The following is a 22,737-nucleotide window of genomic DNA, read 5'->3' as shown; positions in this document are numbered from 1 at the left end:
CGGCGCGCTCCGAGCGGAGGTGCGCCGCACACCACGGGCCGGTTTCTTGGAGAGCTTCAGGCTGAGGAGTACGTGAGATGGGACTGACCGCGAGGATCCGTACCCGGGACGGTTGGGCCGTGTCGCACGCGGTCGTCACGGTGACGGACATGACCGGAGCGCAGGTGCTGCGGGTGGAGGCGGACGCGGAGGGGGCCGTACGGGACGCGAATCCGCTGCCCGCGGGGGCGTACACCGTCATCGTCACCGCCGTCGGCTACGCGCCCGCCGCCGCGAGCGCGATCGTCACCGCGAGCGGCCGCGCCGAGGTCGGCACGGTGACGCTGGCCCGCCGGGGCGGCACCGAGCTGCCGCCGCCCGGGCCGTGGACCGTCGACCCGGCGCACTCCAGCGTGGCCGCCGTCGCCCAGCACCTGGGCATCTCCAGCGTGCACGGCCGTTTCACCCAGTTCTCCGGCGCCATCGAGATCGCGCCGGACGACATCTCCAAGTCCCGTGTGGAGGCGGTGATCCGGGCCGACTCGATCGACACGGGGAACGGCATGCGGGACGGGCATCTGAAGTCGCCGGACTTTCTGGACGTCGAGAAGTATCCCGAGATCACCTATCGCTCGACGGGCCTCACGGCGGCCACGGGCACCGACCGCTGGACGGTGCGGGGCGAGCTGACCATGCACGGTGTCGTGCGGCCGGTCGACCTCGACCTGGCCTACCTCGGTACCGGTGCCGACCCGTGGGGCGGGACGCGGGCGGCGTTCCGCGCGACGACGGAGCTGCATCGGGACGACTTCGCCATGAACTACAACCAGGTGGTGCAGGCGGGGATCGCGGCGATCGGTACGACGCTGAGGGTGGAGCTGGACATCCAGGCGGTGCAGGGGGAGACGCTGCCGCAAGGGTAGCCACGCCGGGGTCAGGCTGAGAGGGCCCGCCAGCCCCTAGGCTGACGCCCATGGCACCGAACATCGCGACGAACACCCGTGTTTCGCTCGAAGACCTGCTGGACTTCGTACGTCCCCGGCACCGCGCCCTCCTGCTCACCCGGCGGGCCGACGGCAGCCCGCAGGCCTCGCCGTTGACCTGCGGGGTCGACGACTCGGGGCGGATCGTGGTCTCCACGTATCCCGAGCGGGCCAAGACGCGCAACGCCAAGCGGGACGAGCGGGTCAGCCTGGTCGTGCTGAGCGACGACTGGAACGGGCCGTGGGTGCAGATCGACGGTTCCGCCGAGGTGATCGACTCGCCGGAGTCCGCGGAGCCGCTCGTGGAGTACTACCGGAACATCGCCGGGGAGCACCCGGACTGGGACGAGTACCGGGCGGCGATGCTGAAGCAGGGGAAGTCGATCATTCGGATCACGCCGGAGAAGTGGGGGCCGGTGGCGACCGGTGGGTTCCCGGCGCGCCTGGTCGAAGGGGACTGAGGCTCACCGTTCGTTCGCCCCCGCGTCCGTGAACAGGACCTCACGGGCCTGCTCCGCGGCGCGGATCATGCTCTCGCCGACGAAGTCCACGAAGCGGGCGATGTTCTCCAGGCGGACGGCGGCCGGGGTGCCGGGGCCGAGGATGCCGACGCCCTGGCGTGCCGTCTCCGCGAGCTGGGCCTGGGACCGGGCGGCGGCGATCATCCCCTGGTACCAGAGCTCGTTGTCGACGACGTAGCGGTCGCGGCGGCGTTCGTCGCGTTCCCTGCGGATGAGGTCCAGGTTTTCCAGGAACGTGACCGCCTTGGAGATGGACGCCGGGCTGACCTGGAGGCGCTGGGCGAGTTCGGACGCGGTGAGGCTACCCGCGTCGGTGGTGTAGAGGCAGGCCAGCACCCGGGATGTCATCTTGGGAAGGCCCTGCTGCATGAAGAGGGCCGTGAACGTCTCCGTGTACACGCGCACGGCCTCGGCGTCGCGTCCGTGGGCCTGCGCGGGCGCCTCCGGCCCTTGGGGTGTGGCCTGCCTGCGCCGGTGGGCGCGGCGTTCGGTGGCGTGGTGGGCCAGATCGGCGCGGTAGGCGGTGGGGCCGCCGTTGCGCATCACCTCGCGCGTGATCGTCGAGGTGGGGCGGTCGAGACGCCTGGCGATCTCCGCGTAGGCGAGCCCGTCGGCCAGCCCCAGCGCGATCTGCCGGCGTTCCTGCTGGGTGAGCCTGCCTCCCGGCATCGCGATCTCCCTCTGGTGCTCCGTTGATGTCTTCAGCATAGCCTTCACGCTTAGTTCATTGCAACGATCAAGGCGAGGGTTGTTGCATTAGAAGCAGAACCATTGCAACGATTTCTTGGCCACTGCCTGCACTGATTGCAATTCTGCGCAACGGCATCGTTGCCGATTTCATGAACGCAACGTAGCTTTTCCGTAGTCGGAAACACCAGCGAGCACAGGAGAGCACCATGCAGAAGTTCGACACCCCCGCCCCGGTCTCCGCCGTCCTCGACATCCCCGCGGGCCGCATCCGGATCATCGCCGCCGACCGCGCCGACACCACGGTCGAGATCCTCCCCGCGGACGCCTCCAAGGGCCGCGACGTGAAGGCGGCGGAACAGACCGAGGTCGGCTACGGCGACGGCGTCCTGCGGATCGAGGTCCCGGCGGCGACCAACCGCATCCTCGGCCACTCGGGATCCATCGAGGTGACGGTCCAGCTGCCCGCCGGCTCCCGCGTCGAGGCGAAGGCGGCCAGCGCCGAGTTCCGGGGCGTGGGACGGCTCGGCGACGTCACCTTCGAGGGCCAGCAGGCCACGGTCAAGCTCGACGAGACCGAAAGCGCCCGTCTCACCACCCTCGCCGGCGACATCTCGGTCGGCCGCCTGGGCGGCCCCGCCGAGATCAGCACCCAGAAGGGCGACATCCAGATCACCGAGGCCGTGCGCGGCAGGGTCGTGCTGACCACCCAGATGGGCGACGTGTCGGTCGGCGCCGCCCGCGGAGTCTCCGCCTCCCTGAACGCCGGCACCGGCCACGGCCGGATCCACAACGCGCTCAAGAACACCGACGGCGCAGCCGGCCTGAACATCCGGGCGACCACCTCCCAGGGCGACATCACCGCCCGCAGCCTGTAAACCGCAGCCCCAAAAGGAGCGCTCCTCATGACCGATCTGGCCATCGCGGCGAACGGGCTGCGCAAGTCCTACGGCGACAAGACCGTCCTCGACGGCGTCGACCTGGCCGTCCCGGAAGGAACGGTCTTCTCCCTGCTCGGCCCGAACGGCGCCGGCAAGACCACCGCCGTGAAGATCCTGTCCACGCTCATCTCCGCCGACCCCGGCACGGGCGACATCCACATCGGCGGCCACAACCTGGCCGCCGACCCCCAGGCGGTGCGTGCCGCGATCGGTGTCACCGGTCAGTTCTCCGCCGTGGACGGCCTGATCACCGGCGAGGAGAACATGCTCCTCATGGCCGACCTCAACCACCTCTCGCGGAGCGAAGGGCGGCAGGTCACCGCCGACCTGCTGGAGCGCTTCGACCTCGTCGACGCCGCGAAGAAGCCCGCCTCCACCTACTCCGGCGGAATGAAACGCCGCCTGGACATCGCCATGACTCTCGTCGGCCGCCCCCGGATCATCTTCCTCGACGAGCCGACCACCGGCCTCGACCCACGCTCCCGGCACAACATGTGGCAGATCATCCGCGAGCTGGTGTCCGGCGGCACGACCGTCTTCCTCACCACCCAGTACCTGGAAGAAGCCGACCAACTCGCCGACCGCATCGCGGTGCTCAACGACGGCAGGATCGTCGCCGAGGGCAGCGCCGAGGAGCTCAAGCGGCTCGTCCCCGGCGGGCACGTCCAGCTCCGCTTCACCGACCCGGCCGCGTACCGGAGTGCCGCCTCCGCCCTGCGCGAAGCCTCCCGCGACGACGAGTCCCTCGCCCTGCGGCTCCCGAGCGACGGCAGCCAGCGCGAACTGCGCGCCATCCTCGACCGGCTGGACTCGGCCGGCGTGGAGGCGGACGAGCTGTCCGTGCACACCCCCGACCTCGACGACGTCTTCTTCGCCCTGACCGGCGGCGCCGACATCCCGCATCAGCCGAACCAGTCCAAGGAGACCGCCCGATGAGCACCCTGTCCCTCGCCGTGCGCGACTCGTCCACCATGCTGCGGCGGAATCTGCTGCACGCCCGCCGCTACCCCTCCCTCACGCTGAACCTGCTGCTCACCCCGATCATGCTGCTGCTGCTCTTCGTCTACATCTTCGGCGACACCATGAGCGTGGGCATCGGCGGCGGCGCTCCGGACCGCTCCGTGTACATCGCCTACATCGTCCCGGGCCTGCTGCTGATGACCATCGGCAGCACCACGATCGGTACCGCGGTCTCCGTCTCCAACGACATGTCCGAGGGCATCATCGCCCGCTTCCGCACGATGGCCATCCACCGCGGCTCCGTGATCATCGGACACGTCATCGGCAGCGTGCTGCAGTCCATCGTCAGCGTGGTGCTCGTCGGCGCCGTAGCCGTGGCCATCGGCTTCCGCTCCACCGACGCCACCGTCCTGGAGTGGCTCGCGGCGTTCGGGCTGCTCGCGCTCTTCGCCATGGCGCTCACCTGGATCGCGGTCGGCATGGGCCTGGTCAGCCCGAACGCCGAGGCCGCGAGCAACAGCGCGATGCCGCTGATCCTGCTGCCGCTTCTGTCCAGCGCCTTCGTCCCCCTGGACGCCATGCCGGGCTGGTTCCAGCCGATCGCCGAGTACCAGCCGTTCACGCCGGCCATCGAGACGCTGCGCGGCCTGCTCCTCTGCACCGAGATCGGCAACAACGGATGGATCGCCGTCGGCTGGTGTCTGGGGCTCGCGGTGCTCGGCTACCGCTGGTCGGCCGCGAGGTTCAACGACGACCAGAAATAGGCGACCAGAAACGGACGACCAGAAACAGACGACTAGAAACAGACGACTAGAAACAGGCGTCATGACAACGCGGGTCACTCCCGCGACTCGTCCACCCGAGGGCGGCGTGCCTCGACATCCGGTCGAAGCACGCCGCCCCGTTCGGGTGCGACGTCCAAGGGCGCTACTCGTGCCCGGTCCGCTCGACCATCGCCTCGATGCCCGCCACCAGCAGGTCGAGGGCGAACTCGAAGTCCCGCTGCCACATCTCCTCGACGGTGTCGCCGCCCCGGGCCTCCATGAGTTCCGCGGAATCCTGGACGATGTCGGCGGCATCCGGGGACTGGGTCACCGTGCTCATCGCGTGGTGGAAGTAGTCGTCCGGGCTCATTCCGAACGCCGTGCTACGGGCGATGAAGTGGCCCTCGATCGTGCCGAAGCCGTACACGAACTGGAAGACGGCGGAGATGGCCGCCACCAGGCCGTGCGCGGGCAGGCCGGTCCTGCGGACGACTCGCTGGACCAGGCGGGAGAAGGCCAGGCTGTTCGGGCCGATGTTGACGTAGGTGCCGATCAGGGGCGACAGCCAGGGATGGCGCACCAGCAGGCCCCGGTACTCCCGGGCCAGCGCGCGCAGTTGGTCGCGCCAGTCCTCGTCGGTGTCCGGGTCGGGGAGGGTGAGCTCGCCGAAGGCCGCGTCGAGGGCGAGTTCGAGGAGGTCGTCCTTGGTGTCGACGTACCAGTAGACGGACATCGCGGTCACGTTCAGCTCGGCGGCCAGCCGGCGCATGGAGAACTTGGCCAGCCCCTCGGCGTCCAGCAGCCGTACGGTCACCTCGGTGATCCGGTCCCGGTCGAGCCCCGAGGGCTGACCTCCACCGCGCCCACCTCGGCGCTCCTTGCCTTCCAGCCAGACGCTGGTCCGCGCGGACTGCCGGGCTGCCCTGGCCATGGCGCACCTTCCCTAGACATTCGAGACGCCGGTCACGGAACGCGCCCCTTCAGGGCGCGGGGAACTGCGCGACCAGCCACAACGGCCCCGCAGTCGCCCCCAACGGTATGCCCCGAGTTCCTAGGCGGACTCTGCCCGTTCCGCCCGCCGCAGCAACGCTCCCGCGACCAACCCTCCCAGCAACACGGCCAACGACCCCACCAGCAAACTGGTCTCCAGCCCGGAGGAGAAGGCGTTCAGGATCCGTCCCTTCTCCGCCTCGCCGTCCGCCGAGGACATCGCCGCCGGCAGGGACGTCGCCGCAACCGGGATCAGCGCCGCGAACCGCGAGTTGAGCAGGGCACCCAGCACGGCGACCCCCAACCCGGTGCCGAACTCCGCCACCGTCCCGTTGATACCCCCGCCGACGCCCGCCTTCTCCGGCGGAATCGCGCTCATGATGGCGTGTGACATCGCCGGACTGGCGACGGCGGCACCGGCGCCGATGAGCACCAACCCCAGCAGCGTGCCGGTGTAACCGCCGGAGGCCACCGTGGCGATGGAGGCCAGGCCGGCCGCCATGACCGCCATGCCGAGGCCGATGGCGAGCGGGGTCCCCAGTCGGGCCGCCCACTTCGCCGCCACACCGGTGAAGTTCAGCGCCACGATCATCAGGGCGAGCGGTGCCGTCCGCAGGCCGGCCTCCAGGGGCTCGTAGCCGAGCACGAACTGCATGTGCTGGGTGAGCAGGAAGAGCGATCCGCCCATGCCGAAGGTGATGAGGACACCGCCCGAGACCGCCCCCATGAACTGCCTGTTCCGGAAGAAGTGCATGTCGATCATGGGGTACGGGATCCGGCTCTCCCAGTACGCGAAGGCGGCCAGCACGACGATCGCCACGGCCGCCGTCACCAGCACCCGGCCGGACGTCCAGCCGTGCTCGGGCCCGGAGATGATCGCGAAGACCAGGGAGGCCATGCCGATCGTGGAGAGCACCGCGCCCAGCAGGTCGGGACGGTCGCCCTGCGGGTTCTTCGACTCCGGGACGAGCGCCACGACCGCCACCAGGGCGAGCACCGCGACCGGCAGGTTGATCAGGAAGATCGCGCCCCACCAGAAGTGGTCCAGCATGAAGCCGCCGAGCAGCGGTCCGGCCGCGAAGCCCAGCGAGTTCACCGCGGCCCAGATACCGATCGCCTTCGGCTGCTCCTCCGGCGTGAAGATCTGGATCGCCACGGCCAGGACGGTGGTCATCAGCAGCGCGCCGCCGACGCCCATCCCGGCCCGCGCCGCGATCAACTGTCCCGTGGAGTCGGCGAGGCCGGCCACGAGCGAGCCCGCGCCGAACAGTGCCAGGCCCGCGACCAGCATCTTCTTACGGCCGTAGCGGTCGGCCGCGCTGCCCGCCGAGAGCAGCAGACCCGACTGCACCAGCGAGTAGGCGTTGATCATCCACTGGATGTCGGAGGTGGCCGCGCCCAGTTCGCGGGTGAGCGAGGGGATGGCCACGTTCAGCACGGTGTTGTCGAGCACCACGGTGAGCACCGCGAGGCAGAGGACGCCGAGGATCAGCCAGCGTTGCGGATGGCCGCCGGCCGCCGGCAGCGCTGGGGCCTTCGGTGCTTGCTCCTGGGGGGACGCGGACGCAGTCATGCTGTACACCGTAAGGCAATTCCTATACACCGTACAACGCAGTTTCCCGCCGTACGACAAAGGCGGTGGCCCGGGGCACGCATCCGTTGCGTGCCCCGGGCCACCGCCCGCCGCCCTCCGTCAGCTGTCGCTCTTCGGCTGCGTCAGGTCGTAGAAGGTCGTGCCGTCGACCGTCACCGACTCGAAGTTCTCCTGGGCCCAGGAGCTGATCTGCGAGGAGGCGCCGCTGCTGCTGCCGCCCATGCCGCCGCCGCTGCCACTGGCGATGAAGTAGTGGATCTTCCCGTCCGCCACGTACTCCTTGAACTCGGCCAGTGTCGGGGACGGGTCGGTGCCGTTGAAGCCACCGATCGCCATGACCGGCTCGCCGGTGGAGAGCTGGTAGCTCGCGGCGTTCTGGGCGCCGATGGCCGCGGCCGCCCAGGTGTAGTGGCTCGCGTTCTTCTCCAGCAGTTCCTTGGCCTCGTCGCCGACGCTGGCCCCGCTGAGCAGACCGCCCATGCCGCCACCGGCGCCCATCCGGCCGTCGCCCTGCCGGTTCTGGCCCTGGCCCTGGGTGTTGCCGTTGCCGTTCGGCTGACCCGGCAGGCCGCCGCCGGGGAAGCCGTTGCCGTTCTGCTGGTTCTGGCCGCCCTGCTGGTTCTGGCCGGGCATGCCGCCCCCACCGGGGCCGCCGTCCATGCCACGGCCACCGCCGGGGCCGCCACGGCCGCCCGCGACCGCGGGACCCGCGGTGACGATCGAGCCGGAGTGACCCTCGCTCACCGTGGTGAGGGTGTACGCCGTCGGACCGGCCAGCGCGGTGACGAGACCCAACCCGACGACGAACATGGCCAGTTGGCGTCCGAGTTTCGACGCGAAGATCAGGCCCAGCGCCGCGGCCAGACCGCCGACCAGCACGAGCCACTTCAGCCAGGGGAGGTAGTCCGAGGAGCGGTTGAGCAGGACATAGCCCCAGACCGCGGTGGCCGTCATCGCGCCCGCCAGGGTCAGCGACGCCCACACCTTCTCGCGCTTCTCCCAGAGCAGCGCCGCGCCCATGCCGATCAGCGGGGCGATGTACGGGGCGAGCGCCACCGTGTAGTACTCGTGGAAGATGCCCTGCATATAGCTGAAGACCAGCATGGTCGTGACCAGCGCGCCGCCCCAGACCAGGAACGAACCGCGCGTCACCGACGCCCGCCTGAGCTTGCGCGTGGCCACCAGGCCCGCGACCAGCACAATCAGCGCGGCCGGGATCAGCCAGGAGATCTGGCCGCCGATGCTGGAGCCGAACATCCGGTCCCAGCCGGTCTCGCCCCAGTTGCCGCCGCCGTTGCCGCCACCGCCACCGCCGCCGACGCTGCCGGTCTCGTCGCCGTTGAGCCGGCCGAGGCCGTTGTAGCCGAAGGTCAGCTCCAGGAAGGAGTTGTTCTGCGAGCCGCCGATGTAGGGGCGGGAGGAGGCGGGCCACAGTTCGACGATCGCGACCCACCAGCCGCCCGAGACGACGATCGCGGCGAGGCCCGCGGCGAGCTGACCGATCCGCTTCCTCACCGACACCGGCGCGCAGACCGCGTAGACGATCGCGAGGGGCGGCAGGATCAGGAAGGCCTGGAGGGTCTTGGCGAGGAACGCGAAGCCGATCGCGGCACCGGCCCACACCAGCCACTTCGTACGGCCGTCCTCCAGGCCCCGGATGACGAAGTAGCAGGCCACGGACATCAGCAGGGCCAGCATCGCGTCCGGGTTGTTGAACCGGAACATCAGCGCCGCGACCGGGGTGAGCGCGAGCACCGCGCCCGAGATCAGGCCGGCCGCGGGACTGAACCGGCGGCGTACGGCCGCGTACACCACGGCCACCGTGCCGACGCCCATGAGGACCTCGGGGAGCAGGATCGCCCACGAGCTGAGTCCGAAGAGGCGGACGGACAGGGCCATCGGCCACAGGGAGGCCGGGGGCTTGTCGACGGTGATGGCGTTGGCCGCGTCCAGCGAGCCGACGAAGAAGGCCTTCCAGGACTGGCTGCCGGCCTGAACTGCCGCCGAGTAGAAGGAGTTGGCGTAGCCGGAGGCGCTCAGGTTGTAGAGGTAGAGGAGGAGTGTGGCGAGCAACAGGCCCAGGAAGGCCGGGCGCGCCCAGCGCGGGTCCTCGGGCCGGCCGCGCCAGAGCCGCCGTACGAAGGGCTGCTTGGGTTCACCGGCGCCGGGCGCGGCGGCCGGGGGTGGGCCCCAGGTGGCGGGGCTCGTGTCTCTGCCGTGGGTCCCGTGGGTCTCGTGGGGCTTGAGGGTCTCGTGGGTCTGCTGGTCGTAGTGGACGGTCATCGGGAGTCCCTCGGGTCGGTGTCGTGCGGGCGAACCGGCTGAAGCTGCACGGTGGTGTCCCTCCAGGTGCCGTCCGCGGCTTCACCGGCGCGGAACTGGGTGGTGTCGTACGGGTATCGGGGGGCGCGCTGCGGGAGCGGGCCGTAGTGCTGCTGGTGCTCTGCGGTCGTGGAGTAGAAAGGGGCGGACGTGCCGTGGACCGGGGTGCGCGAGCCGACGACCGTCGACTCCGCGTCGCGTCGGTCCGGGAACACCCACGCCCGGAAGAGCAGGAAACGCAGCACCGTCGCCGCGAGGTTGGCGGCGATGAGCACCGCCAGTTCGGTGGAGTGGGCGGGGCTGGCCGACGCCGTGTTCAGGGCGGCGAGCGAGCCGCTGGTCAGGGCGAGGCCGATAGCGAAGACGACCAGGCCCTGCGCCTGATGCCGTACGGCGCCGCTTCGGCCGCGCACCCCGAAGGTCAGCCGCCGGTTGGCCGCCGTGTTGGCGATCGCGGAGACCAGCAGGGCGAGCCCGTTGGCGATCTGCGAGCCGGTGAAGACGCGGAAGCCGCTGTAGAGGAGGAGGTAGAAGAGGGTGGACAGGCCGCCGACGACGCAGAAGCCGAGGAGCTGGCGGGCCAGGCCCTTGGGTACGTCCTCGATCTCGCGGTCGCGCGGGTCGTCGCCGAAGGGACGGGCGAGCCGGTCCAGCGGGAGCGAGCCGCCGGCCAGGGCCTTGCCCACCCGCCACACGCCCTTGAGGTCGTCGGTCGCCGTCCTCACGATGTGCACCGTGGAGTCGGGGTCGTCGACCCAGTCCACCGGCACCTCGTGGATACGCAGGCCCGCGCGCTCGGCGAGCACCAGCATCTCGGTGTCGAAGAACCAGCCGGTGTCCTCGACCAGCGGCAGCAGCACCTGGGCGACATCGCGCCGTATCGCCTTGAAGCCGCACTGCGCGTCCGTGAAGCGGGCCTGGAGCGAGCCGCGCAGGATGAGGTTGTAGGCGCGGCTGATGAACTCCCGCTTCGGGCCGCGCACGACGCGCGAGCTACGGGCGAGCCGGGAGCCGATCGCCAGATCCGAGTGGCCCGAGATCAGCGGCGCCACCAGCGGCAGCAGGGCGTTGAGGTCGGTGGAGAGGTCCACGTCCATGTAGGCGAGGATCGGGGCGTCCGAGGCGGACCAGACGGTCCGCAGCGCCCGGCCGCGGCCCTTCTGCTCCAGCCGGAAGGCCCTGACCTCCGGGAGCTCCGCCTCCAGCCGCGACGCCACCCGGGGGGTGGTGTCCGTCGACGCGTTGTCCGCGATCGTGATGCGGAACGCGTACGGGAAGGTGCGCCTGAGGTGATCGTGCAGTCTCAGCACACACGGCTGGAGGTCCTTCTCCTCGTTGTAGACGGGGATCACTACGTCCAGGACAGGCGTACCGGCGTCTCCGGCCGGGAGGTGCTCCCGCGCCGGCAGGGTGCCGGGAGAAGAGTCGGTTCGCATGGAACCGACTTTCGTCAGGCGCCCTGTTCCACCCATGTGGTGACGCTGTGCTGTGCCTGTGAGTGCTGTTGCCAGCTCATTTCGCGGCTCGGCGGCACGGGCAGGGCCGGCAGACGCACTGTGAACATGGTGCGCCCGGGCACGCTGTCGACGGTCACGGTACCGCCGTGCGCGGTGGCGACGGCCTCCACGATTGCCAGGCCGAGGCCGGTCGAACCGGTCGTCCGCGAGCGCGCGGAGTCGCCGCGCGCGAACCTCTCGAAGACGTGCGGCAGCAGATCCGGCGGGATTCCCGGCCCGTTGTCCGCCACGTCCACGCACAGCCACGGGCCCCGCCGCTGAACACGGGCAGTGACCGTGGTGCCGGGCGGGGTGTGGTTGCGGGCGTTGCCGAGCAGGTTGACGAGGACCTGGTGCAGACGTGCCGCGTCCGCCGAGACGAGCGCGGGCTCGTCGGGCAGGTCGAGACGCCAGTTGTGGTCCATGCCGGCCGCGCGCGCGTCGCTGATGGTGTCGACGACGAGCGGGATGAGGTCGGTCTGCTCGAACTGGAGGGGCCGTCCGGCGTCGAGCCGCGCTAGCAGCAGGAGGTCCTCGACGAGCAGGGTCATCCGCCCGGCCTCGGACTCGATACGGCCGAGTGCGTGCCGGGTGTCGGGCCCGACTTCCTCTCTGCCGCGTCTGGTCAGCTCGGCGTACCCGCGGATGGAGGCGAGGGGTGTGCGCAGTTCGTGACTGGCGTCGGCCACGAACTGCCGCACCCGCATCTCGCTCTGCTGGCGGGAGTGCAGCGCGGCGTGGACGTGGTCCAGCATGCGATTGAGCGCGGCACCGACCTGGCCGACCTCGGTGTGCGGGTCGGTCTCGGACTCGGGGACACGTTCGCTGAGGTTGACCTCGCCGGTGTGGAGGGGGAGTTCGGAGACACGGGTGGCGGTGGTGGCGACCCGGCGCAGGGGACGGGTGGCCACGCCGACGATCACCGTGCCGGCGATACCGGCGGCGACCAGGGCGGCGGCGGTGACGCTGGCTTCGATGAGCATCAGGGTGTTGAGGGTGCTGGTGTATTCCTCGGTGGGGATGGCGACGTAGAAGCTGCCGTTGTCGCCGGTCCTGTACTCGACGCGGTACTCACCGAGGGAGCCGAGGTCGACGGTGTGTTTCTCGCCGTCCTGGGAGACGCGGTTGAGCGCCTCGGTCTGGGACTCGCTGAGGTCGTCGGCCGCCATCCCGCTGACGTCGGTGGCGCTGTCCGACTTCTCGCCGATCTTGGCTTCGGTGATGGTGCCGTTCTGGACCTTGGCGATGACCGCGCCGGACGGCTGCGGGCCGCGCGTCACGAAGTCCTCGAGGTTGAAGGGCTGGCGCCCCTTGGTGACGATGGCGCCCTTGCTGAGGTCATCACCTGGAGGCCCGCCGAAGCCGGCCGCCCGGACGACGGCCTCGGTCAGCTTGTCGTCCATCTGGTCGTACAGATGGGTCCGCAGCGCGAGCGTCGTCACCGTACCGATCACGGCACACACCACGGCGATCAGCACCACGGACGCGACGACGAGGCGCGTCCGCAGGGTGCGCGGCTGTCCCGCCCGCCGCTGCCGCTGCTGCGCACGCGGTCGTCGTCGCCCGCTCATGACGCCGCGGGCTTGATCAGGTAGCCGGCCCCACGCCGGGTGTGGATCATCGGCTCGCGACCGGCGTCGATCTTCCGGCGCAGATAGGAGATGTACAGCTCGACGACATTGGCCTGCCCGCCGAAGTCGTACGACCACACCCGGTCGAGTATCTGGGCCTTGCTGAGGACGCGCCGCGGATTGCGCATGAGGAAGCGCAGCAACTCGAACTCGGTGGCGGTGAGATGGATGTTGTCCCCGGCCCGCGAGACCTCGTGGCTGTCCTCGTCGAGCGTCAGGTCGCCGACCACGAGCACGGAGTCCGACCGCCGGTCGGCGGCGCCGGAACGCCGGATGAGCCCGCGCAGCCGGGCGACGACCTCCTCCAGGCTGAACGGCTTGGTGACGTAGTCGTCGCCACCGGCGGTGAGCCCGGCGATACGGTCTTCCACCGCGTCCTTGGCGGTCAGGAACAGCACGGGCACGTCCGGCAGCTCACGCCGCAGCCGCCCGAGGACGGTCAGCCCGTCCATGTCCGGCAGCATCATGTCCAGCACGACGGCGTCGGGCCGGAACTCGCGCGCGGTCTGGACGGCACCGGTGCCGTCTCCCGCGCTGCGGATCTGCCAGCCCTCATAGCGAAGGGCCATGGACAGCAGCTCGGTGATCGACAACTCGTCGTCCACCACAAGCACTCGGACGGGGCTCCCGTCCGGCCTCAGCAGTTCGGTGCGCCCCTGGGGCGAGGTCGTGGTCATAGCGGACACCCTGTCGGTGTGCTCTTAGAACACGCTTTCCGCAACCTGTGATTTTCCTGAGAAACGCACAGGAGGCTCTCAGGCGACGCCTGGGAAACCCTTGCCCGACGGCGAGCCCCAACCACACCCGCCGACCGTGACCACCCCCCTCTCAGAACAACCCGTCCTGCACACCCACCTCCCGCTCCCTGAACTCCCGCACCGGCACCGTCAGTTCCCCGTCGCCAGCCGTCGGCACCAGCTCCCACCCCGTCATCAACCGCGTGTCGACCACGACCACCCCGCCGCTCGTCTCCACATGCAGGTCAGGCCCGGCAGCCGCCACCAACCGCCCGCTCACCGCCCCGCCCGCGACAAGCTCGGCCACTTCCCCGACGGCGGCCGGGAGATCCGCGAGCCCGAACGCCCCTGCGTGGTCGACCGGTTGGCAGGGCTCGCGGGTGAGGGACTCCGGCCAGCCCGCCAGGGCGACCGCCCGTGCGTGCAGGTCCTCGACCTCGGCCGCACGCTCCGCCGTCGACGCCGGCAGCGAGGAGCGCACGGCGCGCTTGTCGGCGTACGGAATCCGGTCCGGCACCCGCAGTGCCGCCCGCAGCAACTCCTCGGTGCGCCGGGCCGCCATCAGCGGTCCGGCGCCCAGCCAGGTGAAGCAGACCGCGCCCTGCTCCAGCAGCCGCGCCGAGCCGCGCTCAAGGGCGGTGATGCCGACCTTGGTCATGCCGGGGCCGAACCAGGCCAGATATACGTGGTACGGCCGCGGGTCGTCCGCGATCGTGTCGGCGGCCACCGAGTGCGCCCGGTCCAGCCGCGCGCACTCCTCGCACCGCGCCCCCGTGCTCCGCCCCGGCACGACCGCTCGCACCGGACACGTATGCCCCCGCGCTCCCAAGCATGTCCGCACTCCCCCTTCCGCGACCCCGAAGGCCACCCGCTTTCCCCAGGTCAGCGCGGAGCGCCGACCGCCGTCCCACGCCAGCTCGGGGCCCTCCGCCGACCAGCGCAGCCCCTTGCATCTCCATGCCTGTGCCATCGCTCTTCGAGCCTAGGGGCTGCCACTGACAACGCCCCTTCAGCGACCGACCCGACCGGCCTCGGCGACAGCGGGCTCGGCGACAGCGGGCTCGGGCTCCCCGGCCGTAGTGGCGACCACCTCGGACGTCACCGCGGCCGTACGCCGGCCACGCCCCGCGAGCCGGCAGCTCCAGCAGTCCGGATGCCCGCCCCGCGCCGTCAGGTCACGCGCCCCCATGGGCCACTGCCCGCGCGGCCGGACGCCCGGCGCCTTGCCCCACCCGGTCAGGTGCAGGGCCCAGGTGACGAGAACACTTGCCGCCAGAATGCCCAGCCCGCCCCCTGTGAGCACGGCCGAAACCGTACATATGCCCGCTCCCAGCACCGTGGCACCGATCGTCGCGATCCCCGTTCCGGTCCACCCCGCGACCGTGTGCCCCTCGTCATACTGGCTCACGTGCCCACCTTCCAGATTCACTCACCAGAATCACTCACGCCGTAAGAAGTTTAGGCACTAAATCTCTTGCAAGCTAAGGTAATCAGGAAGATGCAAGCCAAGCCGCGCCCCTCCGCCTCCCCGGCCCAGGCCCTGTCAGCGATGGACCATCTCGTCGCGACAGCGATGGTCGGGCAGCAGGCGATCGCCGCGCAGGTCGGCCTCAGCGTCACGGACCTCACCTGCTTCGCGTACGTCCTCGAAGCCGGCGAGAACCTGCTCACGGCCGGCGACCTGGCGGCGCGGGCCCACGTCACCACGGGCGCGGTGACCGGCATCCTCAATCGCCTGGAGCGCGCGGGCTATGTCACCCGCCGCCCCGACCCGGCGGACCGCCGCCGGGTGCGCGTGGCCGCGCAGCCGGACGCGGAAGCACGTATCCGAGAGATCTACGAGCCGTACTACGCCCGGCTGATGGACCTCTTCGGCGACTACTCCGCCGAGGAGATCGCCGTCCTGACCGACTGGTTCACCCGCGCGAGCGCGCTGGCGGCGGGCTATCTGGAGGAGCACTGCCGCACCGACTGACGCGCCGGGCTCATCAACGGCCCCGGCCGCCCTCCCGCCCGTCGTAGGCCACCCGCGCGCGCTCCACCTCGCCCAGATTGACGGACCACTCCGACAGCGCGGCGAACAACGGCGCCAGACTGCGCCCCAGTTCGCTGATCTCGTACTCCACGCGCGGCGGGACCTCCGGGTGATACGTGCGCACCACCAGCCCGTCGCGCTCCAACTGCCGCAGCCGCTGGGTCAGCACCTTCGGTGTGATGGTGCCGATACGGCGCTCCAGTTCGACGAAGCGCTGCCGGCCGTACTCGTGGAGCGCCCACAGGATCGGCGTGGTCCAGCGGCTGAAGACGATGTCGACGACGGGGGCGATCGGGCAGGCGTTCTCCGGATCGCCGCCGGGCGGGGCCTTGATCTCTGTGCCCTCGGTCACAACTCCCCCTGTTCGCCAATACTTTCCTCTAGGTACCTACTACCCCCACGACAGTAGCGTCGCCGTACGAGATCGAACTACGAGATCCGAACCACAAGATCCGAACTCGAACGGAGACCGATGATGATCGTGGTGACCGGAGCAACGGGCAATGTCGGACGGCCACTTGTGCGTGCCCTCGTCGAGGCCGGCGAGCAGGTGACGGCGGTCTCCCGCCGTATCTCGGCAGGGGAGGTTCCGCCGGGAACCCGCCACCGCCAGGCCGACCTGACCGACCCCGACCGCCTGAAGCCCGCGCTCGCCGGGGCCAAGGCCCTGTTCCTGCTGACCTCCGGCGACTTCATGGCGGCCGGCGGCGACCTCGGTGCCGTCCTGGACGTCGTACAGGAATCGGGCGTCCGGCGGGTGGTCCTGCTGTCGTCCCAAGGCGTCGGCACGGGCGACCACCCCTCGGTGCTGGAGGACGCCGTCAGGGCATCCGGCCTGGAGTGGACGATGCTGCGTCCCGGCGGCTTCCACTCCAACGCCCTCCAGTGGGCCGACATGGTCCGCGCGCGCCGGGAGGTGGCCGCCCCCTTCGGCGACGTGTCCCTGCCGACCGTCGACCCGGCCGACATCGCGGAGGTCGCGGCGCTCGCCCTGCGCGAACCGGGGCACGAGGGCGAGGTCTACGAACTCACCGGCCCAGCCCCCGTCTCGCCCCGGCAGCAGACGTCCGCGATCGGGGATGCCCTCGGAGAGACGGTGACCTTCGTCGAACTGACCCGCGCCCAGGCCCGGGAGCACATGCTGCGCGCCATGCCCGAACCAGTCGTCGAGAGCACGCTCGACATGCTGGGCGCCCCGCCGGCCGCGCTCCGCCGGGTGAGCCCGGACGTGGAGCGGGTCCTCGGCCGCCCGGCCCGGTCCTTCGCGGACTGGGCGGGACGGAATGCGGGGGCCTTCAAGTAGGGCGTGGGACGGGTGCGGTGGGCTCATGCCGGGGGGATGCATGGTGGGGCCTGGTGCTGGTGGGGCCTGGTGAGGCCTGCCCCACCTCCGGTCCGGTAGCCCTCTCCATCGTTTCCGCCCGTGGACAACGGCATCGTTGGCCTCGCCCGCTCCCGGCCGAAGCCCACTCAATCGCGACTGAAGCCCGATCGATCGCAACTGAAACCCGATCGACACCGGCTGAAGCCGGCCTGAGGCCCCGCTGAAGCCGTGCCGGGATGAGCTGAATCCCGCAGAGGATCCCGCCCGCCCGGAAGGAAACCGCCATGGAGTCGCATCGCCTGTCGGAACCGAGAATTGCTGGACCGGGCCCCGCGCACACGGACCCCTCCTCGCCGCGCCCGGCCCGCCCCGGCCCCCTCTCCTCGTTCGCCCGGTTCGTGGTGTGCGGTGACGGTGTCGGGCTGCTCTCCAGCGCGGCCGTACCGGTGCTCGCCGCGGCGATGCCCTGGGCGGTCGCGAACGCCCTGGTCACCGTCGTCGGCACGCTGCTGTGCACCGAGTTGCACGCCCTGTTCACCTTCGGCACCGGCCGACGTCCCGGCTGGCGGCGGCACATCCAGTCCTCGGGATCGGCCGTCGCCGCCTACCTGGTGACCAGCGCCGCGATGCTCGTCCTGTACGCCGTGCAGCCGGCGCCCGCCCTGGTCTGGGAGCAGGGCGTCTACCTCACCGCCTCCGGGCTGGCCGGCATCGGACGGTTCCTGGTCCTGCGGCTGTTCGTGTTCGCCGAGCAGAGGAGGGAGCGGGAGAGCGCGGCGGCCCCGATTCAGTCCCGCGGCGCCCTGTCCACCGACCGCACCGTCGCCGGCCCCCGACGCCCCGCGTACTCCGCGCTGGTCCCGTCCGTCGTATAGCCGCCGACTGCCCCCACAACTCCGGCTGGCTCTCCAGCACGCGGTGGGCGAGCGGGGCGGCGTGATCCATCTCCGGGGTCCGATGACCGCGCTGCGCCTGGTGTCGGCGGCCGGGCTCCCGCCCGCTCCTGGGAGATCGTCGACCAGGTGACGCCCCTGGCCCCGGCCGGCGCGACCGACACCCCGGACGCCGCCTGGCCCGGCACCGGCCTCACCGCACTCCCGCTGTACACCGGCAACCGCGGCACCGGCGCTCTCAGCGTCCTGATGGGCGACCAGGGCGAACTGAGCGCCGAACACTGGGAGTTCCTGCGGGCAGTCATCGCCTGGACCGAGGACCGCATGGTGCAAGCACCGCCGCCCACCGGTCCCACCCAGCCGGGGCCTAACGGCGAGCGCCTGCGCCAGGCCCTGAATGAGGTCAGCGTCGTCTCCTGGGACTGGAGCATCCGGACCGGCGAACTGCTCTGGGACGAGGCGGCCCTGGAGCTGTACGGCACCCGGCCGGAGGAGTACGTCGGCCAGGTCGAGAACTGGATGAGATGCGTCCACTCCGACGACCTCCCGCCGACCCGGGCGCTGGTGGACCGGGCGATCCGGGAGCACGGCTCCTTCGAGGCCGAGTACCGGATGCGCAAACTGGACGGCAGCTGGGGCTGGACCCAGGCCCGCGCCAGGACGACGTACGACGACAACGGCGAGCCCGTCCGGATGATAGGCGTGGGCTGGGACAGCATCGAGCCCCGTTCCGCACGTGACGCGCTCAGCCGTGCCCTGCGCCACATGAGTGACGGCTTCTTCGCGATGGACGACGACTGGCGGATCACCTTCACCAACCTGGAGGCCGAATGCACCCTGGGCTACTCCGAGGAGGAGCTCTTCGGCCGTCTGCTGTGGGACCTGTCGGCCGCCGAGCAGGTGCCCAGCCTGGAGATCCGCTGCCGGCAGACCGCCGTTGCGGAGAAGTCAGTCAATTTCGACGGCCGCCTGCCGAACGGGGACGGCTGTGCCACCTCCGGCTGGTCCCGGGCCCTGACGACCGCACGATCTACCTCACCAACGTCACCGAGAAGCGGCGGCTGGAGGAGGAACACCGGTCCGCCATGCGTGCCGTCGCCGAACGGGCCACCTGAATAGGCGAGTTGACGGCCGCCCTCGCCAAGGCGATGACCTCGTCGGACGTGGTCGACGCGGTCGCCAGCGGGTCCTGCCGCCGTTCGAGGCGACCGGTCTGGTGGTGCAGACCGTGGCGGGCGACCGGCTGCACACCGTCGGCTCCGTCGGCTACCCGGACGACATCCTCGCCGTGCTCGACGGCCGCGAGCGTACGCAGCCCAACCCGATGTGGGACGCGATCCTGGCCGGCGAGCCCCTGTTCCTGTCCACCCCACGCGAGTTCGCCGTCCGCTACCCCGAGCTGGCCGACCTGCCCGCCCGCGCCGACACAGGCCTGGGCGCTGCCCCCGCTCACGGCCCCGGACCACACCTTCGGCATCTGCGCCGTCACCTTCGACCACCCGCGCCGCCTCACCGACGCGGAGCGCACCCTGCTGACCGCGACAAGCGCCCTGGTCGCCCAGGCCCCTGGAGCGGGCCCGCCTCTTCGACGCCGAGCACACCCGCTCCCGCGAGCTCCAGCTCAACCTGCTTCCCCCGGACCTGCCAGCCGTCCCCGCCTGCACGGCCGCCGCCCGCTACCTCCCCGTCGGCCAGGGCATGGACGTAGGAGGCAACTGGTACGACATCATCCCACTGTCGGCGGCCAGGTGGCGCTGGTCGTTGGCGACGTCATGGGGCACGGCCTGCCGGAGGCGGCCACCGTAAGCCGGCTGCGTATGGCCGTCCACACCCTGGCCGACCTCGAACTGCCGCCCGACGAGATCATGAGCCACCTCAACGACATCGTCGCCTCGCGTCTCTCACCACCACCGAGCTACTGGCCAGCGAACTCGTCGGCAACGTCATCCGCCACGCCAAGGGCCCGGTGCGCCTACGGCTCCTGTACGGCGCCGACCTCATCTGCGAGGTCTTCGACGGCACTCTGACGATGCCGCGCATACGCCGGGCCACGGAGACGGACGGGGGGGGCCGGGGGCTCCAGCTGATCACTGCGCTGTCGCAGCGCTGGGGACCCGGTACACACCGACGGGCAAGTGCATCTGGACGGAACAGGCTCTGCAGACGACGCCCGGCGCGGCCCGGGACACACGCGACGATCCGGTGCCCCACCCGCTGGACCGAACCGCAGCGAGGCCGGACCGGCTGCCGGACCTGGGGTGATTCCGAGACAGGGAGGACCTCCCTGAACAGTTCGGGGACCTCACGGACCGGCTACGGGGCCAGACCAAGTCCCACAAGGCCCGGGCCGAGGACGCCGCCGCGCTCCAGCGCCAGACGCTGCCAGCGCCGGCAACCCCCGGCCTGAGGGCCGTCCGCCTGTTCCCGCACTGGTCGTTGCCGGTTTGATGATCGACGGTCTCTGTGCACCGTCGTTGCCGTCAGGGTTGCAGTCATGGTCGAGTGCTGGGATGCCCCGGCGAGACGCCCTTGCTACTGCTGGGCCCGGACACTGCAGGCCATGGGCGTGGCCGGTCTCGGAGACCTCTGCTACCCAAGCCGCGTAAGGCATCGTTGGCCTCGCCCAGCAGGTGACGCACCGAAGATCGTGAACAGCGTCCAGGAAGTGGATCAGAACCGTATCCACAGGCCGACGTCATCCGTGGTGTTCTCGCCTGCCGGCACTGTCAGCGCTCTTTGACCGCCTCGATCTCCAATTCCAGCATGATGGTGTCACCGATCAGCGTGCCCCCTCCGGGCAGAGGCACACTGCGCGTCACCCCGAACTGGGAGCGGCTGATGCGGGAATAGGCCCGAAATCCCGCCCGTGTCTCCCCCACCAGGTCTGTACCCACGCCGAGCAGGAATAGGTCTAAGGCGACCAGGCACGTCTTGCCGCGTATGGTCAGCTGTCCTTCAACGATGTGTCGACCGTCCTTTCGCCGGATGTCAGCGGATGTGAAGGACGCCGTCGGGTAGTTGTTGCTGTCGAGGAAATCGGCACCACGGACGCGCCTGTCCCGTTCGGCATTGCGGGTGTCGACCGATGCAGTGTCGATCTCCGCCCACACTGCTGACCGCGCGGCTCCTTCGTTCACGGTGATAGTGCCGGAAAACCGCGTGAAGCCACCTCGCACCCGGACCAGGTGGCGACGCACCGTGAAGCCGACCTCTGAGTGGTTGGGGTCGATCTGCCAAACACCAGTGAGCCGGTCATAGTCGACGGGAGCGGCAAGCATGGTGATCTCCTTTAGTACGTAGGACAACCTGCGGCACGTCAGGTCGTAGCTATCGGCGAACGTTCTCCGGTCGGACACCGCCGGTTACGTCAGCAGCGGGGAACCCGCCCAAGCGGCAAGCGCGGCGGCGGGGGCTACGCGGGAGAGGCACGAACGGTTCACAGATCCCATGTCGGCCTGAGTGGTGAACCGTTTCGCCGGAGGCTCCGTAGCCCCGGGGACGGCGGTGCAAAAGCTCGTCGAACCGGATGAACGGAAGGAAATGGCATGGCTGGTGGCCAGATCAACATCGACCCGGCGGAGATCGAGGAAGCGGCGGCCTGGTTGCGGAACCAGAAGGAGATGATGCAGCAGAGCCTTCAGGAGGCCGACTCCAAGATGGCCGACGTCGTTGCGGCCGCCTACAGCACCCCGGGCTCGGAGACGAAGTTCAAGCCGTACTGGGACGAGTACAACAACGGCACCAAGCAGGCCATCGAGGGCCTGGAGGGCGTCAGTGAGTTCCTGAAGGCGGTTGCCCAGGCGTTCGTCAGCACTGACGACCAGACGGCCGGCTCGATCGGCTGACCCGTACCCCGGCGGCCGGGCCCCGGAGCTCGGCGTGCTATCGCCGACGCCCGGGGCCCGGCCGTATCCCCAGACGGAACTAGGCATTCATGGAGGAATAGGTACGCACATGGCAGTCATTCGCATTCCGACGGACGAACTGTCGGAGGTGATCCGGAATCTCGACGAGATTCGCGACCGGATCAGCAACACCGCGAGCCTGAGCAAGGTCGGCTCGGAGGACGACGTCGGCGACGGATCGCTCGCCAGCGCCGTCAGCAGTTTCGATGGTGCCTGGAAGGGCGGCCAGGAACGGGTCCAGGAGAACGTCGACACGTTCAAGGAGGCCGCCCAGGGCATCATCGACAACTTCCGCTCTACCGATGAGCAGTTGGGGCAGGAACTCACCGAGGGAGCCGACGCGTGACGAGTCCCGTGACCACGACTCCCGTCAACTACGGGCTGCGGCTGCCCGATTCCTGGTGGGACCTCGACCTGGACCCGAAGACCCGGGACGTCGCGATCCGCCGACGCATCCTGGCGGACATCGACTGGGACGCCGCCAGTGCCCAGGAACGCGACGGGCTGGAGTCGCTGATTCGCGCGGCCCGGCGCAGTGCTCGCGAGGCGCACGCCCTGGGAGCGCTTCAGCTCGCGGGCATGTTCGAGTTCCTGGAAGACGGCTCCGCACTCATCGGCAACGTCATGGTGCTGCGCATCAATCTGCCGGAGGGCGCCACTCCCGATCTGAGCGAACTGATGCTCGGCTACGCGGTGTACGGCGCCCGCAATCCGCTGGGCAAGGGCACCCGGGCCAAGCGGAACGAGGTCATCGAACTGCCGAACGTGGGGCCGGCCGGCCGTGCCACCTCGGTGGAGGACATCGACTTCTACGGGCGCGGCTGGGCGCGAGTGGCGATCATGCAGACCCTGATCCCCCTGCCCGGTACCGACTCCCTGCTGGTCGTTGCGGGCACCACCCCCAACCTGACGCTGGTGGACTCGTTTTTCGACATATTCGACGCCATCACCGGCACCCTCAGGTTCGACATATGA

22 protein-coding genes and 1 pseudogene are annotated in these 22,737 nt (G+C 70.2%); 12 read left to right on the top strand and 11 right to left on the bottom strand.

Annotated features, from left to right (window positions below; genetic code table 11):
• Positions 1-77 precede the first annotated feature (77 nt).
• Together ACZ7NC_RS16685 and ACZ7NC_RS16680 are read left to right on the top strand one after the other, a co-directional pair.
• Positions 78-902, top strand: coding sequence for a YceI family protein (locus tag ACZ7NC_RS16685; RefSeq protein ID WP_471488861.1), 825 nt, complete (start codon positions 78-80; stop codon positions 900-902).
• A 50-nt stretch (positions 903-952) separates the two neighbouring features.
• Complete coding sequence (locus tag ACZ7NC_RS16680) at positions 953-1,423, top strand: PPOX class F420-dependent oxidoreductase (RefSeq protein ID WP_471488860.1); 471 nt, start codon at positions 953-955, stop codon at positions 1,421-1,423.
• A gap of 3 nt (positions 1,424-1,426) precedes the next feature.
• On the opposite strand, the gene ACZ7NC_RS16675 is transcribed toward ACZ7NC_RS16680, so the two are convergent.
• Positions 1,427-2,152 carry a helix-turn-helix domain-containing protein gene (locus ACZ7NC_RS16675; protein WP_471488859.1) on the bottom strand — a complete coding sequence of 242 codons (726 nt, stop codon included), beginning with the start codon at positions 2,150-2,152 and terminating at the stop codon, positions 1,427-1,429.
• A 227-nt stretch (positions 2,153-2,379) separates the two neighbouring features.
• Between ACZ7NC_RS16675 and ACZ7NC_RS16670 the strand changes: the two genes are divergently transcribed.
• The 3 genes from ACZ7NC_RS16670 to ACZ7NC_RS16660 are packed head-to-tail and all read left to right on the top strand — an operon-like array spanning position 2,380 to position 4,835.
• Entirely contained in the window at positions 2,380-3,048 is a 669-nt protein-coding gene (locus tag ACZ7NC_RS16670) for a DUF4097 family beta strand repeat-containing protein (RefSeq protein ID WP_471488858.1), read from the top strand.
• Between the two features lie 27 nt (positions 3,049-3,075).
• Positions 3,076-4,047, top strand: coding sequence for an ATP-binding cassette domain-containing protein (locus tag ACZ7NC_RS16665; RefSeq protein WP_471488856.1), 972 nt, complete (start codon positions 3,076-3,078; stop codon positions 4,045-4,047).
• A complete protein-coding gene (locus tag ACZ7NC_RS16660; protein WP_471488855.1) occupies positions 4,044-4,835 on the top strand; it encodes an ABC transporter permease in 792 nt (263 codons plus the stop codon). The genes ACZ7NC_RS16665 and ACZ7NC_RS16660 overlap by 4 nt, the downstream gene beginning before the upstream one ends.
• Before the next feature lie 163 nt (positions 4,836-4,998).
• On the opposite strand, the gene ACZ7NC_RS16655 is transcribed toward ACZ7NC_RS16660, so the two are convergent.
• The 8 genes from ACZ7NC_RS16655 to ACZ7NC_RS16620 form a co-directional block, all read right to left on the bottom strand.
• Positions 4,999-5,766: a TetR/AcrR family transcriptional regulator gene (locus tag ACZ7NC_RS16655; protein ID WP_471488854.1), complete on the bottom strand. Its 768-nt coding sequence runs from the start codon at positions 5,764-5,766 to the stop codon at positions 4,999-5,001.
• A gap of 120 nt (positions 5,767-5,886) precedes the next feature.
• Entirely contained in the window at positions 5,887-7,398 is a 1,512-nt protein-coding gene (locus tag ACZ7NC_RS16650) for an MFS transporter (RefSeq protein ID WP_471488853.1), read from the bottom strand.
• A gap of 120 nt (positions 7,399-7,518) precedes the next feature.
• Complete coding sequence (locus ACZ7NC_RS16645; protein WP_471488851.1) at positions 7,519-9,702, bottom strand: ArnT family glycosyltransferase; 2,184 nt, start codon at positions 9,700-9,702, stop codon at positions 7,519-7,521.
• A complete protein-coding gene (locus ACZ7NC_RS16640) occupies positions 9,699-11,177 on the bottom strand; it encodes a bifunctional glycosyltransferase family 2/GtrA family protein (RefSeq protein ID WP_471488850.1) in 1,479 nt (492 codons plus the stop codon). Before ACZ7NC_RS16640 ends, ACZ7NC_RS16645 begins: the two co-directional genes overlap by 4 nt.
• Positions 11,178-11,191: 14 nt before the next feature.
• Positions 11,192-12,808 (bottom strand): ATP-binding protein, encoded by a 1,617-nt coding sequence (locus tag ACZ7NC_RS16635; RefSeq protein WP_471488848.1) that lies wholly within the window; start codon positions 12,806-12,808, stop codon positions 11,192-11,194.
• Positions 12,805-13,545, bottom strand: coding sequence for a response regulator transcription factor (locus tag ACZ7NC_RS16630; protein WP_041821748.1), 741 nt, complete (start codon positions 13,543-13,545; stop codon positions 12,805-12,807). Before ACZ7NC_RS16630 ends, ACZ7NC_RS16635 begins: the two co-directional genes overlap by 4 nt.
• Before the next feature lie 151 nt (positions 13,546-13,696).
• Complete coding sequence (locus tag ACZ7NC_RS16625; RefSeq protein ID WP_471488847.1) at positions 13,697-14,575, bottom strand: DUF2797 domain-containing protein; 879 nt, start codon at positions 14,573-14,575, stop codon at positions 13,697-13,699.
• A 39-nt stretch (positions 14,576-14,614) separates the two neighbouring features.
• The gene (locus ACZ7NC_RS16620; RefSeq protein ID WP_471488845.1) at positions 14,615-15,013 is read right to left on the bottom strand and encodes an HGxxPAAW family protein; all 399 of its coding nucleotides are present in this window, start codon (positions 15,011-15,013) and stop codon (positions 14,615-14,617) included.
• A 90-nt stretch (positions 15,014-15,103) separates the two neighbouring features.
• Between ACZ7NC_RS16620 and ACZ7NC_RS16615 the strand changes: the two genes are divergently transcribed.
• Positions 15,104-15,580, top strand: a complete 477-nt coding sequence (locus tag ACZ7NC_RS16615; protein WP_471488844.1) for a MarR family winged helix-turn-helix transcriptional regulator — start codon at positions 15,104-15,106, stop codon at positions 15,578-15,580.
• A gap of 13 nt (positions 15,581-15,593) precedes the next feature.
• On the opposite strand, the gene ACZ7NC_RS16610 is transcribed toward ACZ7NC_RS16615, so the two are convergent.
• Complete coding sequence (locus tag ACZ7NC_RS16610; RefSeq protein WP_471488842.1) at positions 15,594-15,992, bottom strand: winged helix-turn-helix transcriptional regulator; 399 nt, start codon at positions 15,990-15,992, stop codon at positions 15,594-15,596.
• 123 nt (positions 15,993-16,115) lie between these two features.
• On the opposite strand from ACZ7NC_RS16610, the gene ACZ7NC_RS16605 reads away from it, so the two are divergent.
• The 3 genes and pseudogenes from ACZ7NC_RS16605 to ACZ7NC_RS16595 all read left to right on the top strand — a co-directional run bounded on the left by ACZ7NC_RS16605 (position 16,116) and on the right by ACZ7NC_RS16595 (position 20,119).
• On the top strand, positions 16,116-16,943 hold the full coding sequence (locus ACZ7NC_RS16605; protein ID WP_471489069.1) for an NAD(P)H-binding protein: 828 nt from the start codon (positions 16,116-16,118) through the stop codon (positions 16,941-16,943).
• Positions 16,944-17,248: 305 nt separating this feature from the next.
• Complete coding sequence (locus tag ACZ7NC_RS16600) at positions 17,249-17,839, top strand: GtrA family protein (RefSeq protein WP_471488841.1); 591 nt, start codon at positions 17,249-17,251, stop codon at positions 17,837-17,839.
• Between the two features lie 7 nt (positions 17,840-17,846).
• Positions 17,847-20,119 (top strand): annotated as a pseudogene (locus ACZ7NC_RS16595) (PAS domain-containing protein).
• Positions 20,120-20,583: 464 nt separating this feature from the next.
• On the opposite strand, the gene ACZ7NC_RS16590 reads toward ACZ7NC_RS16595, so the two are convergent.
• A complete protein-coding gene (locus ACZ7NC_RS16590) occupies positions 20,584-21,135 on the bottom strand; it encodes a YceI family protein (RefSeq protein WP_471488840.1) in 552 nt (183 codons plus the stop codon).
• A 267-nt stretch (positions 21,136-21,402) separates the two neighbouring features.
• Here ACZ7NC_RS16590 and ACZ7NC_RS16585 point away from each other — a divergent pair, with 267 nt between their 5' ends.
• From ACZ7NC_RS16585 to ACZ7NC_RS16575, 3 genes are all read left to right on the top strand, one after another.
• Entirely contained in the window at positions 21,403-21,702 is a 300-nt protein-coding gene (locus ACZ7NC_RS16585) for a WXG100 family type VII secretion target (protein WP_471488839.1), read from the top strand.
• 109 nt (positions 21,703-21,811) lie between these two features.
• The gene (locus tag ACZ7NC_RS16580; protein WP_471488837.1) at positions 21,812-22,108 is read left to right on the top strand and encodes a hypothetical protein; all 297 of its coding nucleotides are present in this window, start codon (positions 21,812-21,814) and stop codon (positions 22,106-22,108) included.
• Positions 22,105-22,737, top strand: a complete 633-nt coding sequence (locus ACZ7NC_RS16575) for a hypothetical protein (RefSeq protein WP_471488836.1) — start codon at positions 22,105-22,107, stop codon at positions 22,735-22,737. The genes ACZ7NC_RS16580 and ACZ7NC_RS16575 overlap by 4 nt, the downstream gene beginning before the upstream one ends.

The organism is Streptomyces sp. NPDC111802 (assembly GCF_055634335.1).
This window is presented reverse-complemented; position numbering and strand designations above follow the sequence as displayed.

What these genes read in the sequence shown, in the direction of transcription:
- ACZ7NC_RS16685 (WP_471488861.1), top strand. Translation starts at nt 78, where the DNA reads ATGGGACTGACCGCGAGGATCCGTACCCGGGACGGTTGGGCCGTGTCG.
- ACZ7NC_RS16680 (WP_471488860.1), top strand. Translation starts at nt 953, where the DNA reads ATGGCACCGAACATCGCGACGAACACCCGTGTTTCGCTCGAAGACCTG.
- ACZ7NC_RS16675 (WP_471488859.1), bottom strand. Translation starts at nt 2,152, where the DNA reads ATGCCGGGAGGCAGGCTCACCCAGCAGGAACGCCGGCAGATCGCGCTG.
- ACZ7NC_RS16670 (WP_471488858.1), top strand. Translation starts at nt 2,380, where the DNA reads ATGCAGAAGTTCGACACCCCCGCCCCGGTCTCCGCCGTCCTCGACATC.
- ACZ7NC_RS16665 (WP_471488856.1), top strand. Translation starts at nt 3,076, where the DNA reads ATGACCGATCTGGCCATCGCGGCGAACGGGCTGCGCAAGTCCTACGGC.
- ACZ7NC_RS16660 (WP_471488855.1), top strand. Translation starts at nt 4,044, where the DNA reads ATGAGCACCCTGTCCCTCGCCGTGCGCGACTCGTCCACCATGCTGCGG.
- ACZ7NC_RS16655 (WP_471488854.1), bottom strand. Translation starts at nt 5,766, where the DNA reads ATGGCCAGGGCAGCCCGGCAGTCCGCGCGGACCAGCGTCTGGCTGGAA.
- ACZ7NC_RS16650 (WP_471488853.1), bottom strand. Translation starts at nt 7,398, where the DNA reads ATGACTGCGTCCGCGTCCCCCCAGGAGCAAGCACCGAAGGCCCCAGCG.
- ACZ7NC_RS16645 (WP_471488851.1), bottom strand. Translation starts at nt 9,702, where the DNA reads ATGACCGTCCACTACGACCAGCAGACCCACGAGACCCTCAAGCCCCAC.
- ACZ7NC_RS16640 (WP_471488850.1), bottom strand. Translation starts at nt 11,177, where the DNA reads ATGCGAACCGACTCTTCTCCCGGCACCCTGCCGGCGCGGGAGCACCTC.
- ACZ7NC_RS16635 (WP_471488848.1), bottom strand. Translation starts at nt 12,808, where the DNA reads ATGAGCGGGCGACGACGACCGCGTGCGCAGCAGCGGCAGCGGCGGGCG.
- ACZ7NC_RS16630 (WP_041821748.1), bottom strand. Translation starts at nt 13,545, where the DNA reads ATGACCACGACCTCGCCCCAGGGGCGCACCGAACTGCTGAGGCCGGAC.
- ACZ7NC_RS16625 (WP_471488847.1), bottom strand. Translation starts at nt 14,575, where the DNA reads ATGGCACAGGCATGGAGATGCAAGGGGCTGCGCTGGTCGGCGGAGGGC.
- ACZ7NC_RS16615 (WP_471488844.1), top strand. Translation starts at nt 15,104, where the DNA reads ATGCAAGCCAAGCCGCGCCCCTCCGCCTCCCCGGCCCAGGCCCTGTCA.
- ACZ7NC_RS16605 (WP_471489069.1), top strand. Translation starts at nt 16,116, where the DNA reads ATGATCGTGGTGACCGGAGCAACGGGCAATGTCGGACGGCCACTTGTG.
- ACZ7NC_RS16600 (WP_471488841.1), top strand. Translation starts at nt 17,249, where the DNA reads ATGGAGTCGCATCGCCTGTCGGAACCGAGAATTGCTGGACCGGGCCCC.
- ACZ7NC_RS16590 (WP_471488840.1), bottom strand. Translation starts at nt 21,135, where the DNA reads ATGCTTGCCGCTCCCGTCGACTATGACCGGCTCACTGGTGTTTGGCAG.
- ACZ7NC_RS16585 (WP_471488839.1), top strand. Translation starts at nt 21,403, where the DNA reads ATGGCTGGTGGCCAGATCAACATCGACCCGGCGGAGATCGAGGAAGCG.
- ACZ7NC_RS16580 (WP_471488837.1), top strand. Translation starts at nt 21,812, where the DNA reads ATGGCAGTCATTCGCATTCCGACGGACGAACTGTCGGAGGTGATCCGG.